Origin of the sequence: Massilia atriviolacea (assembly GCF_003953935.1) — a bacterium.
In the GTDB taxonomy this organism is placed as follows: domain Bacteria; phylum Pseudomonadota; class Gammaproteobacteria; order Burkholderiales; family Burkholderiaceae_D; genus Telluria_A; species Telluria_A atriviolacea.
The window spans coordinates 21,577-35,417 of sequence record NZ_RXLQ01000015.1 but is presented as its reverse complement, the minus strand read 5'-3'; the positions used below and the strand labels follow the sequence as shown (position 1 = coordinate 35,417).

The window sequence follows — 13,841 nt, the reverse complement described above, 5'->3', positions numbered from 1 at the left end:
AAGGGGCAATGCGCCATTGTAAAGCACCGGCCGCGCCGGCGCAGTGCGGCGCCCGGGCGCCGGCGCTGGCATCGCTCTTGCTACAGACAGGGTAACCGCCAGCGCCATGGGGCCGTGCGGTCGCAGGCAATCCACAGGGAGGCGGCATGGCGGAACAATGGAAAGCGGTTTGCAGGCTCAGGGACATCCCGCCGCAGGGCGCGGTCGCGGTCGCGCGCGGGCTGGCGTGGCAGGAGCTGCCGGCGGTCAGGGTGTTCCGTTCGGCCGACGACCAGGTCGTGGCCCAGCTCGACGGCGGCGAGGGGCGGCGCTATGCGGTCAGAATCGAGGAAGGCAGGGTCTACCTGGACCAGAACGAACTCAATGCCCCGGCCAGCAGGGCGGAAGCGGCGCTGGCGGGCTCGTTCGGGACGAGCCCGCACGCGTAGTCGCGCTCGCGCCGGAGCCATGCGATCACGGACGCTGCAGCAGCTCCGCGTGCGCGGCGCGCAGCATCTTCTCGGTCGCATCCCAGTCGATGCAGCCATCGGTCACCGAGCAGCCGTACTTCAGCTGCGACAGATCGGCCGGGATCTTCTGGTTGCCGCCGACCAGGTTCGATTCGATCATCACTCCCACCAGCGAGCGGTTCCCGTGGCGGATCTGCTGCACCACGTCCGACATGACCAGCGGCTGCAGTTCCGGCTTCTTGTAGCTGTTCGCGTGCGAGCAGTCGACCACCAGGTTGGCCGGCAGCTTGGCTTTTTCCAGCGCCTGCTCGGCGATCGCGATCGACACCGAATCGTAGTTCGGACGGCCGTCGCCGCCGCGCAGGACCACGTGGCCGTAGGCGTTGCCGCTGGTGCGCACGATCGAGACCGTGCCCTGGCCGTTAATGCCCAGGAAGGAGTGCGGATGGGCCGACGACAGGATGGCGTTGATGGCGATGCTGATGTCGCCGTCGGTGCCGTTCTTGAAGCCCACCGGGGTCGACAGGCCGGACGACATTTCGCGGTGCGTCTGCGACTCGGTGGTGCGCGCGCCGATCGCGGTCCAGGCGATCAGGTCGCCCAGGTACTGCGGCGAGATCGGATCGAGCGCTTCGGTGGCGGTGGGCAGGCCCAGTTCGCACACGTCGAGCAGGAAGCGGCGCGCCTTTTCCATGCCTTCGTCGACGCGGAAGGAATCGTCCATGTGCGGATCGTTGATATAGCCCTTCCAGCCGGTCGTGGTGCGCGGCTTTTCGAAATACACGCGCATCACCAGCAGCATGGTGTCGGCCACCTCGGCCTGCAGCGCCTTGAGGCGGCGCGCATAGTCGATCCCGGCCACCGGATCGTGGATCGAGCACGGCCCGACCACGACGAACAGGCGCTTGTCCTTGCGGTCGATGATGTCGCGCAGCGCGGCGCGGCCCTGCATGACGGTGGCGAAGGCGCTGTCGGTCAGCGGAAGGCGCTTGTGCAGCTCTTCCGGGGTCGGCATGGTCGCGAACGAGCTGACGTTGGTATTTTCGATGTCTGGCGTAGTAATCATGAAGGCTGCTTTTTCTCGTGTTTTTCGGCGTGGATAAGGGAGTTTAGCCGGAATCGGCCTGTCTTGCACCGATACCGTCAAAAGCTGGCCGGACGAGTCCGGCTTGTGTCATCATCGAGTCATGTCACCGGGTTAAGCTTGCCGGCTTCTCAACTCCCTATCACGAGCTGTCATGACCCAACCGAATTCGCGCCGCAAGTTCCTCCGCAATCTCTCGCTGGGGACCGTCGCGGCCTCCAGCGTGGCACTGGCCGGCTGCGGCGGCAGCGATGGCGATGCCGCCGATGTGCGCTTCGCCCACGGCGTCGCCAGCGGCGATCCGCTGAGCGACCGCGTCATCCTCTGGACCCGCCTCAGCACCAGCGCCTCGAGCGACATCGAAGTCAAATGGGAGCTCTCCGAAGACAGCAATTTCGCCGTCATGGCCGCCACCGGCAGCGCCAGCACCGGCCCGGCGCGCGACTACACCGTCAAGGTCGACGCCACCGGCCTGGCCGCCAACCGCGCCTATTACTACCGCTTCGTGGCGGCCGGCGCGGTCTCGCCGGTCGGGCGCACCAAGACCATCGGCAGCGGCAACCTGGCGCAGGTCAAGCTGGCCGTGTTCAGCTGCACCAACTACCCGGCCGGCTACTTCCACGTGTATGCCGAAGCGGCCAGGCTGAACGACATCGACGCCGCCATCCACCTGGGCGACTACATCTACGAATACGCCAAGGACGGTTACGCCGCCAAGGACGCCGAGGCGATGGGCCGGGTGTCGGTGCCGGCCAACGAGATCGTCACCCTGAGCGACTACCGGCGCCGCTACGCCCAGTACCGCGCCGACAAGGACCTGCAGGCGGTCCATGCGCGCATGCCCTTCATCACCGTCTGGGACGACCATGAACTGGCCAACGACACCTGGCGCGAAGGCGCGGAAAACCACGACCCGGCCACCGAAGGCCTGTTCCTGGCGCGCCGCCAGATGGCGATCCAGGCCTACAACGAATGGATGCCGATCCGCCTGCCGGACGCCGGCAAGCCGGACCGCATCTACCGCTCCTTCGACTTCGGCAACCTGCTCTCGCTGCACATGCTCGACACGCGCGTGATCGGGCGCGACAAGCAGCTCGCCTACCCGAGCTACGTCGGCGCCGGCGGCGCCTTCAACGCCACCGCGTTCGCGGCCGACGTCGGCAACCCCACGCGCCAGCTGATGGGCGCCGAGCAGGTCAACTGGCTCAAGGGCCAGATGAGCAAATCGAGCGCCACCTGGCAGATGCTGGGCCAGCAGGTGCTGATGGCGCGCATGAACCTGCCCGCACCGCTGGTGCTGGGCGCGATCGGCTTCGGCGCCTATGTGGCCTTGCTGACCAAGGCGAAAACCGCGCCGGCCAGCCTGAGCGCGGCCGAGCAGCAGATCCTGGCCCAGCCATCGGTGCCGTACAACCTCGATGCATGGGATGGCTACCAGGCGGCGCGCGAAACCGTGCTGGCGACGGCCAAGGCGCTCAACAAGAACCTGGTGGTGCTGGCCGGCGACACGCACAACGCCTGGGCCAGCGACCTGGCCGACATGAGCGGGCAGGCGGTCGGGGTGGAGTTCGGGGTGTCGTCGGTGACCTCGCCGGGCTTTGAAGATATCTTCAAGAACGAGGATCCGGCGCAGGTGGCGGCGGGCCTGGAACAGATCATCGGGCCGCTGGTGTATGCCGAGACCAAGTCGCGCGGCTTCATGGTGGTGTCGGTGACGCCGTCGGAGACGCGCGCCGAATACCGCTATGTGAGCACGGTCAAGTCGACCAGCTACACGGTCGTTCCGGGCAAGGTCCTCAAGACGCTGCCGGGCGCCGCCAACCGCAAGCTGATCGCGGCCTAAGGCGGTCGAAAAAAAGGGGACGGGGCGCACGGTGGAATGCGGCTGCGTCCCCCAAACCACGCACTTGCCCCTTACACCGGCAGCACCTTCATGTCGAAGGCGCGCTCGAACAGCCACACTCCGGCAATCAGGGCGATGGCCACCGACCCGGTGCTCATCAGCTGGCGGTAGAACCAGGTGCGGCGCGTCAAGAAGGCGAGCGGCAGGAATACCGCCACGATCGCCAGCTGCCCCAGTTCCACGCCCACGTTAAATCCCGCCAGGCTCAGTACCAGCGCCCCTTGCGGCAGGCCCAGGTCGGCCAGCACGCCGGCAAAGCCGAATCCGTGAATCAGTCCGAACACGAATGCCGCCAATGGCCGGCGTGCGCGAAACAGCGGGACGATGTTGTTCACCGCCGCCAGCAGCACCGAGGCCGCAATGGCCGACTCCACCCAGCGCGACGGCAGCGACAGCACCTGCAGGCTGGCCAGCGTCAATGTCAGCGAGTGCGCCAGCGTGAACGCGGTGACCACCTTGAGCACATCGATAAAGGCCGCCCTGAGGGTCTGCGCCTCTTTCATCGCGCTTGGGGCGATCACCGCCGGCAGCAGCAGCGAGAGCAGGAACAGGATGTGGTCGAAGCCGATCCAGATATGCCACACGCCATGGCGCAGGTAGTCGACGAACTGGGCCAGCTTGCCGGGCGCGCGCAGCGACAGCTGCTGGCGCGCCGCCTCGGGGCCGAAGATGGCGCTCGACGTCGCGCCCGCGTGTTCCAGCTTGACCAGGCCCTTGTGCTGCGGATCGAGGTCGGCGAACAGGCGGTAGCCGACGCCGAGCGCCGCGCCGGCGGCCGGACAGGTGGCGCGAAAGCGCAGCACCGTATAGGCGCCGTCGGTATGGTGGTCGATCAGCTGTTCGCCGGCGGCGATGGGGCAGGCGGCGTCGCCGCTGCTCAAGGACAGGCGCGCCAGCGCGTAGCTGGCGATGCTGGCGTGCTGGCTGCGGATCTCGTCCCAGGTCAGCGCGCCGTCGCCGTCCTGGTCGAGGTTCAGCGCAAAATCGAGGTCGCGCAGGGCGATGTCCCACTGGCCGTCGATCTGCTGGCCGTCCTGCTGCTGGCCGGCGACCTTGAGGGTCAGGTAGCTGTCGCTCGGCTTGTGCGCGCGCGCGGGCGCGGCCGCCAGGGCCAGCGCCAGTGCCAGTGCCAGCAGGGCGAGCAGGGAGCGGCCCATCATGCGCCCGCCCTGATCTGCCGGACCAGGCGCGCCACGGCCACGTCCTCCAGCGCATGTTTCGCGACCCAGTCGATGACCGGCGCGGCGGCGGCCCTGTTTCCGGTTCTGGCGGCCGCTTCCAGCAGCACGATCATGTCGGCCGATTCCTTTTGCACCGCCCAGTTCTGCCGGGCCAGGGCCAGTGCGGTCTTGGCGTCGCCGCGGATGTGCAGTTCGTAGCGCGCCTGTTCGCGCTGGTGCACGCTGTCGCCGCGGCGCATGGCGGCGTCGAAGCGCGCCCTGAGTTCGGCGTCGGCATTGCGCAGCGCGTCGCCCGCGGATCGGTCCTGGCGCAGGGCCAGCGCGGAGCGCAGCAGCAGGCCGTCGATGCGGCCGTGGTCCTTGAGCAGCGCAATCACCTCGGGCGCGCGCCCTTGCTCGAGCAGGAAGTCGGCGTAGGCGCCGAGCAGGTAGCTGTCGCGCGCGTCCAGCGCCAGCGCGCGCCTGAAGCGTTCCTCGGCCGCGCGGGCGGCGCCGCGCCGCTGCGCCATTTCGCCCAGCAGCGTCAGCACCCACACCCGCATGCCGGCGTCGGCTTCCTGGTTGCGGCGCAGGGTCATCTCGAGCAGGGCTTCGCTCCTGGCCGAACGTCCGGTCATGGCGCCCACATTCGCCACGCAGGCGATCGTCGCCAGTTCGGTCGACAGCGACGACAGGCGCGCGCAGCTCGCGGTGGCGGCGTCGTAGTCGCCGCGCACGGTCTGCACGATGGCGCGCGTTAGCCACGCCTGCGGATTGCCGGGATCGGCGGCGACGATGGCGTCGAGGTCGCGCAGCGCCTCGCTGAAGCGGTGGGTACTTTGCAGCAGGATGGCGCGCAGCAGGCGCACCTCGGGCGGCGGGGCCGGCATCGACCACCACGGCGCCAGCGCGGCCTGGGCGTAGCCGAAGTAGCGCGGGTCGGTTTCCTGGCGCGCCACCGCGATGTAGCGCTGCGCGGTGCGGGTGGCCAGCGCCAGGTCCCCGGGATTGGCGGCCAGCTGCGCGCGCAGGCTGGCCAGTTCGCGCTGGGCCGGATCGGCGCGGCGCGGCAGGCGCTCGACCACGGTGCTGCCGCTGGCCGGAATATGCGGCGCGGCCTGCGCCACGGGCATCAGGAGCGCGTAGGCCAGCAACGCGGGCGCGGCAAGGCGGGCGAATCGGGTCGGCATGTGTGTTCCCGGTGCGTGAGAAATTGTTCGGTTTTCTTGGGGACGACGCCGGCCGGAAAGCGGGGCTTCCCGGCCGGATGAACTGCCGCCGCTTACAGGGGCGACGGCTCGCTGTCTTCCGGCGCGGTGCCGGCGATGGCGTCGATATTGACCGCTTCGCTGTCGTCCGGCATGGCCGCCACGGTCGTCTTCACCGTGGTGTAGAAGGCATCGGCGACCGGGCCGGGCGGCGGCGGCGGTGGCGTCGGCACGTCCGGCGGCGACGAGGTATGCGTATCGCTGCCGCAGGCCGCCAGCAGCAGCAGGGCGCAGATCAGACTGAGTTTTTTCATGGTGCTCTCCTGTTCGTGGTTGAGGCGGCCATTACTTCTGCGGCGAACCCGGGATCGGCGATTTGAGGTACGGGAAGGCGGTGCCGACCATCGTCTCGTCGAGGAAAGCGCCGTCGGTGAAGCGCAGCGCGCCCGCCGGCGCGTCGGCCGGCGCGCAGCCGATGTTGATGGTGCACAGCTTGCCCATGACGACGCGCAGCGCCACGTCGACCACATCGTCGCCCGGACGGCGGCCGTTCGGGAAGCCGGCGTTGTCGCCGTCGATCACGCCGAGGCGTTTTTGCGCGCCTAGCGCGGTGGGCGCGATCGAGGTATTCAGGCGCAGCATCTCGGAGGCGGTGACGGTCTTCGGCTGGTTCACGCCCTTGATCCCTGTGAGGAAGGTGGCCACCAGATCGTTGCGCGGGAAGTTGGTCGGGGCCTTGGCGCCGGCGCTGCCGTACAGGATTTCGACCAGGGCGGGCAGGGTCGGGTTGGTGACGTAATCGGCGAACTGGCCGTCGCCCGAGGGCTTGCTGTGGTTGAAGCGGTCCTTGTCTTTCAGGCCGATGACGACTTCGTTCACCAGCGGCATGCCCAGGCGCGAGACCTGGACCCAGGCGCCGCCTTCTTTCGAGACGTCGGCGTCGGACTTCGGCGTCGGGTTGATCAGGCGCCCCTGGCGCAGGCTGGCCGTGGTCCAGCCGCCGATGACCGGGTCGCCGGCGGTGGCGTTGAGCAGGCAGGAGGTCGGCACTTCCATGCTCAGGGTGGTCACGTTCTTGTCGGCCAGGTCGTCTTTGGCGCCTTTTTCGGCGTTGGCGCTGAACTCGACGGCGGGCGCCTTGATGTTGATCAGGTCGAAGGTTTCGCCGAGGTTGACCACGAAGGGATCCTTGCGCTGGCCGACGAACAGCCTGGCCGGCGCGGAGCAGCCGGGCACGGTGACGTTGTACATGTGCTTGGCGGCGTAGGCGTCGTAGTTGGCGATCGACTTGTTGCCGATGTTATCCAGGGGCTTGTCGAAGGCGCTGTGGCCGCTGTCGGCGTTGACGACCACGGCGCGGGTGCCCGTGCGGCGGTCGCCGCGCACCACGGTGACGGTGAAGGTTTCGCGCACATTGGCGCCGGCGGCATTGGTCTCGGCGATCGGGCCGCCGTTGATCACCAGCGGAATCGAGACTTTTTTGCCGCCCACCGTCAGCTGCGTATCTTTATTGGTATTCTTGAAGCGGAACTGGAAGGTGATGTCTTCCCTGGCGTCGCCATTGTTATCGACATGAATTTCGTAGAGCGCGTCCGGGTCCATCATGAAGTAATTCGGGCCGCCGTAGGCATCCTGCAAGGGAACGTAGTTGGCGATCAGCGTTGTAAAATCGCTGCGCCCGGCCTGATAACTGCGGAACATGTAGAAGTCGGTGGCATCGATCTTCGGATTGCGCGTGATGAAAGGCGCTTCCCGGTGGCTCGATGCGAATGCCGACGACGCGCATGCGCAGGCCAGCAGATTGCCTGCCAGGACTGCGCCGATGGTCGCCCGTACGCTCATCTGATTCATGTTGCTCTCCTTGTTATTGGTTTTCACACTGATGTGTATGCAGATATACGCGGCGTGTCCGTCGCCGGATTCACTTTATGCCAAATAATTTTTTTTCATTGCAGTGGTAAGCTGAAACCCATGAACAAAACAACCGAACCATTCCTTGCCGCCACTTTCATCAAAGAAATCGGGCGCGGCAAAAAAGGGGCGCGCAGCATGACGCGCGAAAACGCGCAGGCGCTGTATGGGGCGATGCTCGACGGCAGGGTGTCCGACCTGGAACTGGGCGGCATTTTGCTGGCGATGCGCATCAAGGGCGAGTCGGTGGACGAGATCGCCGGATTCCTGGATGCGGCCGAGGCCTCGTTCGATCCGCTGGCGGCGCCGGCGGGCGAGTACGCGCCGGTGCTCATTCCCAGCTACAACGGTGCGCGCAAGATGGCCAACCTGACGCCGCTGCTGGCCTTGCTGCTGGCGCGCGAAGGCGTGCCGGTGCTGGTGCATGGCGTCACCAGCGATCCGGGCCGGGTGACGAGTTTCGACATCCTGCGCGCGATGGGGTTCGGGGCGGCGGGGTCGGCGGCCGAGGTGCAGGCCGCGTTTGCGGCGGGCAAGCCGGCGTTCATGGCGATCGAGACCCTGGCGCCGAAGATGGCGCAGTTGCTGTCGCTGCGCCGCATCCTGGGCGTGCGCAACTCGACCCATACCCTGGTCAAGATCCTGCAACCGTTCGCCGGGCCGGCGCTGCGTCTGGTCTCGTACACGCATCCGGAATACCTGGAGATGCTGGGCGAGTACTTCAGCACGATTGCGCGCGAAGGGCGCGGCGATGCGTTCCTGATGCGCGGCACCGAGGGCGAAACGGTGGCCAATGCCAACCGGGCGCAGCAGATCGACTGGTTCCACGGGGGCGAGCGCACCGTGCTGGTGCAGCGCGATGCACCAACGGACGACGTGGCCGAGGCGCCGGCCGAGCGCGATGCGCTCACCACGGCGGCCTGGATCGCCCGTGCGCTGGAGGGGCGCGTGGCCGTGCCGGCCTCGATCCGCGAACAAGTGGCACAGTGCTTGCTAGTTTCAAAGTCAATACAGGCAAACACGGGTGCGCATCATGGGGAACAACGGTAAGGTTTATCTGGTCGGGGCCGGTCCGGGCGATCCGGAGCTGCTGACCTTGAAGGCGGTCAAGGCGATCGGTGCGGCCGACGTGCTGCTGGTGGACGATCTGGTCAACCTGGCGATCCTGGCGCATGCGGCGCCGTCGGCGCGCATCGTCCCCGTGGGAAAACGCGGCGGCTGCCGCTCGACCTCGCAGGAATTCATCGAACGGCTGATGGTGGCCGAAGCACGGGCCGGGCGGCGGGTGGTGCGGCTCAAGGGGGGCGATCCCTTCATGTTCGGGCGTGGCGGCGAAGAGCGCGCGCACCTGATGGGCGCAGGGATCGAGGTCGAGGTCATCAACGGCATCAGCAGCGGACTGGCGGCGCCGGCCTCGATCGGGGTGCCGCTGACGCACCGCGACTGGAGTTCAGGCGCGATTTTCGTGACCGGCCACGAGCGTGGCGACGAAGCTGGCAGCGCCCGCACGCCGGACTGGGCCTTGCTGGCGCAGACCGGGCTGACCCTGGTGATCTACATGGGCGTGGCGCGTTGCAGGCAGATCCAGGCGGCATTGCTGGCCGGCGGCAAGGCGGGCGCAACGCCGGTGGCCGTGATCCAGTCGGCGACCGGGGCGGGGCAGACGCAGCTGCTGACGACCCTGGCCGACCTGGCGGACGACCTTGCCGTGTCCGGGCTGGGCAGTCCCAGCATCATCGTAATCGGCGACGTGGTGCGCTGCGCCGACATGGCGGCCCAGCACCTGCAAGCCCGTGCCCAGCCAGCGTAAAACGTCCTACCCCAAGTCGGAATTCCCCCTAACCGGGGTCAGAGCTTTAATCTGCAACATTTTTGTTGCAGATTAAAGCTCTGACCCCGGTTGTAGGACTTTCTACCGGTGGTTCAGGCATGTTCGGGCACTTGACCGATGCGGCGCGGTTTACAATCACTGTTTTAGTGATTAGCGGAAACCGGCATACGCCATGGCAAAACAATTTGATGTAGCAGTGATCGGCGCAGGCGCGGCCGGGATGATGTGCGCGGCCGTGGCCGCCCAGCGCGGCAAACGCGTGGTATTGATCGACCATGCGGAGAAGCTTGCGGAGAAGATCAGGATTTCGGGCGGCGGGCGTTGTAACTTCACTAATATCAATACGGCGCCGCAGAACTTTTTGTCGGAGAATCCCCATTTCTGCAAGAGCGCTTTGTCGCGTTACACCCCGCAGGATTTTCTGACCCTTATTAAGAAACACCGCATCGGCTATCACGAGAAACATCGCGGCCAGTTGTTTTGTAATGAGTCCGCCGAGCAGATCATCCAGATGCTCAAGGCCGAGTGCGCCAGCGGCGAGGTGACCTGGCGCATGCCGTCCAAGGTCGAGTCGCTCGACAAGACCGCCGAAGGCTTCTTCATCCTCACCGATAGCGGCGAGATCCTGGCCGACAGCGTCGTCATCGCCACCGGCGGCTTGTCGATCCCGAAAATCGGGGCCTCCGACTTCGGCTATCGCATCGCCGCCCAGTTCGGCCTGACGATGGTCGAGCCGCGCCCCGGCCTGGTGCCGCTCACCTTCGACGGCCCCAGCTGGGAAGCCTTCGTGCCGCTGGCCGGCATCGCCCTCGAAGTCGAGGTGGAAACCGGCAGCAACAAGGGCAAGGGCAACAAGCGCGGCCATTTCCGCGAGGATTTGCTGTTCACCCACCGCGGCCTGTCCGGTCCGGCCATCCTGCAAATTTCCAGCTACTGGCAGCCGGGCACGCCGATCGTGGTCAACCTGCTGCCCGACATGGATGTGGCGCAGGAGTTGATCGACGGTAAGAGCACGCTCAAGAAGCAACTCGGCAACGTGGTCTCGCAGTGGCTGCCGGCGCGCCTGGCCGAAGCCTTCATCGCCGTGGCCGGCCTCACGCCCGAGGCGCGCCTGGCCGATGTGCCGGACGCCAGGCTGCGCAAGCTGGGCGACGCCATCAACCGCTGGGCCATCGTGCCGACCGGCTCGGAAGGCTACCGCAAGGCCGAAGTGACCCTGGGCGGCATCGATACGCGCGAGCTGTCGCAGCAGTCGATGATGGCGAACAAGGTCCCCGGCCTGTATTTCATCGGCGAGGCGGTCGATGTCACAGGCTGGCTGGGCGGCTATAACTTCCAGTGGGCCTGGGCCTCGGGCGTGGCGGCCGGGCAGGCGGTGTAAGTGGCTGTTGCGAAATAGCAAAAGCGGAAGGGCTTGTGCGAAAACCTTCCAAAGCGGCGCAAACGGTGCTATTATCTCGTTCTTCCCTAAATCTAACGGTTTGATTTTTACATGACCACTATTCGCCTTAAAGAAAACGAGCCGTTCGAAGTCGCAATGCGTCGCTTCAAACGCACCATCGAAAAAACGGGTCTGCTGACCGAACTGCGCGCACGCGAGTTCTACGAAAAGCCAACGGCTGAGCGCAAGCGCAAGCTGGCAGCTGCCGTGAAGCGTCACTACAAGCGCATCCGCAGCCAGCAACTGCCTAAGAAATTATTCTAAGACTGTTCAGTCGAACCTGATCCGGTGACGGCGTACAGCCTGGCCGGGTCATTGTTTTTACTGTAGTCGCAGACCCGCTCCGGTTTACCGCAGCGGGTTTTGCTATTTGGTTTTTGCCATCAAATTACTATCAACACGAGGATTGCCATGGGCTTGAAAGAACAAATTACCGACGACATGAAAGCGGCGATGCGCGCCAAAGAAGCGGCCAAGCTGGGTACGATCCGCCTGATCCTGGCCGAGATCAAGCGCCGCGAAGTCGACGAGCGCATCGAACTGGACGACGAGCAAACCCTGGCCATCATCGAAAAAATGATCAAGCAGCGCAAGGATTCGATCAGCCAGTTCGAGGCCGGCAACCGCGCCGACCTGGCCGATATCGAAAAAGCCGAACTGGCCATCCTCGCCACCTATATGCCTGCCGGCCTGTCGGAAGAGCAGATCGCCGCCGAAGTCGCCGCCGCCGTGGCCGCCTCGGGCGCCGCCGGTCCGCAGGACATGGGCAAGGTCATGGGCTTGCTCAAGGCAAAACTGCCAAAAGGCACCGACATGAGCGCCGTTTCCGGCCTGATCAAGAAGGCGCTCGCGCCCGCCTGATCGACTTGCGGAACGCCCTCGCGCAAGCCGACGCCCGCGCCTTGTCGCAGATCAAATCTGCGGCGGGCGCGGCGGTATAGTCTGACCTGACACAAAGACTGTTCATCGCACGTGATTCCACAATCCTTCCTTACCGATTTGCTCAACCGCATCGACATCGTCGACGTGGTCGGCCGCTACGTCCAGCTGAAGAAGGGCGGAGCCAATTACATGGGCTTGTGCCCCTTCCACAGCGAAAAATCCCCCAGTTTCACGGTCAGCCCGACCAAGCAGTTTTACCATTGCTTCGGTTGCAGTGCGCATGGCAATGCGGTCGGTTTCCTGATCGAATATTCCGGCATGGGCTTCATCGACGCCGTCAAGGACCTGGCCCAGGGCGTGGGCATGGTCGTGCCCGATGCGGACGACAAGATTCCGCCGCTGCAACGCGCCGCCAACCAGGCCCAGGCGCTGGCCCTGACCGAGGCCATGACCCAGGCGTGCGATTATTATCGCGGCCAGCTGCGCGGCGCCACCAACGCCATCGGCTACCTGAAAAACCGTGGGCTCACCGGCGAGGTGGCGGCCCGTTTCGGCATGGGTTACGCCCCGTCCGGCTGGGACAATCTGCGCACCGTGTTTCCCGATTACGAGGCGCTCGCGCTGGTCGAGTCCGGGTTGGTGATCGACAGGGTCGATGAAGACGGCGGCAACAAGAAGCGCTATGACCGCTTCCGCGAGCGCATCATGTTCCCGATCCGTAATACCAAGGGCCAGGTGATCGGCTTCGGCGGGCGCGTGCTGGACCAGGGCGAGCCGAAATACCTGAATTCCCCGGAAACCCCGCTGTTCCAGAAAGGCCTGGAGCTGTACGGCCTGTTCGAGGCGCGCCAGGCCATCCGCGACGCCGGCTATGTGCTGGTGACGGAAGGTTATATGGATGTGGTCGCGCTGGCCCAGCTCGGCTTTCCTCAGGCGGTGGCGACGCTCGGCACGGCGTGCACCAGCACCCACGTGCAAAAGTTGCTGCGCCAGACCGATAGCGTGATTTTCAGTTTCGATGGCGACAAGGCCGGCCGCCGCGCCGCCCGCCGCGCACTGGAAGCCTGCCTGCCGCAGGTGAGCGACAACAAGATCATCAAATTCCTGTTTTTGCCGTCCGAGCACGATCCGGACAGTTTCGTGCGCGAATTCGGCGCCGAAGCCTTCGAGCAAGAAATCCACGAAGCCATGCCGCTCTCGCAATTTTTGCTGCGCGAAGTATCGGGCGAACACGATCTGTCCACGTCGGAAGGGCGCGCCCACGTCCAGTTCGACGCCAAGCCGCTGCTGCAATCGATGTCGCCCAGCTCGCTGCGCCTGCAGATCGTGCGCGGCCTGGCCAGCATGACCGAGTCGACCCCGGCCGAGATCGAAGCCCTGTTCGAGCTGTCCAAGCCGGTTTCGGTGGCGCGCCGCGCGCCGCCGCGCCAGGGGCGGCCGGAGCCGGTCGGGCTGGAATTGCAGATTCTGCGCCATCTGGTGGCCCATCCGCCGCTCAGCCTGGAGCTGGACGAGGCGGCGCTGGCCGCCTTCCACCATTTCGGGCCGGACGCGGCCGAGCGCCTGCTGTACCTGGTCGCCTGCGGCCAGGCGCTGGGCGCGAACGGCAGTTTTGCGGCCTTGTCCCAGCATTTGAAGGATACCAGCAAGGAATACGACGGCCTCATCGCCGAAATCGCGTCGGAACCGGAATCGGACATCGACAGCGTGAAATTGTGGCTCGTCGGGGCTGTGAGGGAGATCAAACTGGCGGCACTTAAACAGGAGCTGACCCAGTTGTTTTCCGCCGGCCTGACCTCAGATCAGGTGGGTGTGCGCTACCGCGAAATCATGGCCGAGCAAAAGCGGCTGGAGGACGAAGCGAAGCCGAGTTAGACCCCTTTTTCATAGGAGAAATCGGGGTCCCGCACAGGGGGCGTTTGGCACTGGAAAAAGACGGACTGCGTGCTATAATAAAACGATAAGTGTTGTG

General features: G+C 65.7%; 13 protein-coding genes. 8 read left to right on the top strand and 5 right to left on the bottom strand.

Features of this window, described 5'->3' with window-relative positions; genetic code table 11:
• Positions 1-146: 146 nt before the first annotated feature.
• On the top strand, positions 147-428 hold the full coding sequence (locus EJB06_RS23990) for a Rieske (2Fe-2S) protein (RefSeq protein WP_126076551.1): 282 nt from the start codon (positions 147-149) through the stop codon (positions 426-428).
• Between the two features lie 25 nt (positions 429-453).
• Here EJB06_RS23990 and EJB06_RS23985 read toward each other — a convergent pair whose 3' ends face one another.
• Positions 454-1,512 (bottom strand): 3-deoxy-7-phosphoheptulonate synthase, encoded by a 1,059-nt coding sequence (locus EJB06_RS23985; protein WP_126076649.1) that lies wholly within the window; start codon positions 1,510-1,512, stop codon positions 454-456.
• A gap of 175 nt (positions 1,513-1,687) precedes the next feature.
• Here EJB06_RS23985 and EJB06_RS23980 point away from each other — a divergent pair, with 175 nt between their 5' ends.
• Entirely contained in the window at positions 1,688-3,376 is a 1,689-nt protein-coding gene (locus EJB06_RS23980; protein WP_126076550.1) for an alkaline phosphatase D family protein, read from the top strand.
• A 71-nt stretch (positions 3,377-3,447) separates the two neighbouring features.
• Here EJB06_RS23980 and EJB06_RS23975 read toward each other — a convergent pair whose 3' ends face one another.
• The 4 genes from EJB06_RS23975 to EJB06_RS23960 form a co-directional block, all read right to left on the bottom strand.
• Complete coding sequence (locus EJB06_RS23975) at positions 3,448-4,596, bottom strand: HupE/UreJ family protein (RefSeq protein WP_126076549.1); 1,149 nt, start codon at positions 4,594-4,596, stop codon at positions 3,448-3,450.
• The gene (locus EJB06_RS23970) at positions 4,593-5,786 is read right to left on the bottom strand and encodes a tetratricopeptide repeat protein (protein WP_229427250.1); all 1,194 of its coding nucleotides are present in this window, start codon (positions 5,784-5,786) and stop codon (positions 4,593-4,595) included. The genes EJB06_RS23975 and EJB06_RS23970 overlap by 4 nt, the downstream gene beginning before the upstream one ends.
• Before the next feature lie 92 nt (positions 5,787-5,878).
• Positions 5,879-6,118: a hypothetical protein gene (locus EJB06_RS23965; protein ID WP_126076548.1), complete on the bottom strand. Its 240-nt coding sequence runs from the start codon at positions 6,116-6,118 to the stop codon at positions 5,879-5,881.
• Positions 6,119-6,149: 31 nt separating this feature from the next.
• On the bottom strand, positions 6,150-7,655 hold the full coding sequence (locus EJB06_RS23960) for a DUF4331 domain-containing protein (protein WP_126076547.1): 1,506 nt from the start codon (positions 7,653-7,655) through the stop codon (positions 6,150-6,152).
• Between the two features lie 120 nt (positions 7,656-7,775).
• Here EJB06_RS23960 and ybiB point away from each other — a divergent pair, with 120 nt between their 5' ends.
• The 6 genes from ybiB to dnaG all read left to right on the top strand — a co-directional run bounded on the left by ybiB (position 7,776) and on the right by dnaG (position 13,744).
• Positions 7,776-8,765, top strand: coding sequence for a DNA-binding protein YbiB (gene ybiB / locus EJB06_RS23955; RefSeq protein ID WP_126076546.1), 990 nt, complete (start codon positions 7,776-7,778; stop codon positions 8,763-8,765).
• Positions 8,749-9,525: a uroporphyrinogen-III C-methyltransferase gene (gene cobA, locus EJB06_RS23950; protein ID WP_126076545.1), complete on the top strand. Its 777-nt coding sequence runs from the start codon at positions 8,749-8,751 to the stop codon at positions 9,523-9,525. Before ybiB ends, cobA begins: the two co-directional genes overlap by 17 nt.
• 193 nt (positions 9,526-9,718) lie before the next feature.
• Entirely contained in the window at positions 9,719-10,927 is a 1,209-nt protein-coding gene (locus EJB06_RS23945; RefSeq protein ID WP_126076544.1) for a BaiN/RdsA family NAD(P)/FAD-dependent oxidoreductase, read from the top strand.
• 111 nt (positions 10,928-11,038) lie between these two features.
• Positions 11,039-11,251 (top strand): 30S ribosomal protein S21, encoded by a 213-nt coding sequence (rpsU, locus tag EJB06_RS23940; RefSeq protein ID WP_008451879.1) that lies wholly within the window; start codon positions 11,039-11,041, stop codon positions 11,249-11,251.
• Between the two features lie 147 nt (positions 11,252-11,398).
• Positions 11,399-11,848, top strand: a complete 450-nt coding sequence (locus tag EJB06_RS23935; protein ID WP_126076543.1) for a GatB/YqeY domain-containing protein — start codon at positions 11,399-11,401, stop codon at positions 11,846-11,848.
• 111 nt (positions 11,849-11,959) lie between these two features.
• Positions 11,960-13,744 carry a DNA primase gene (gene dnaG, locus EJB06_RS23930; RefSeq protein WP_126076542.1) on the top strand — a complete coding sequence of 595 codons (1,785 nt, stop codon included), beginning with the start codon at positions 11,960-11,962 and terminating at the stop codon, positions 13,742-13,744.
• Positions 13,745-13,841 lie beyond the last annotated feature (97 nt).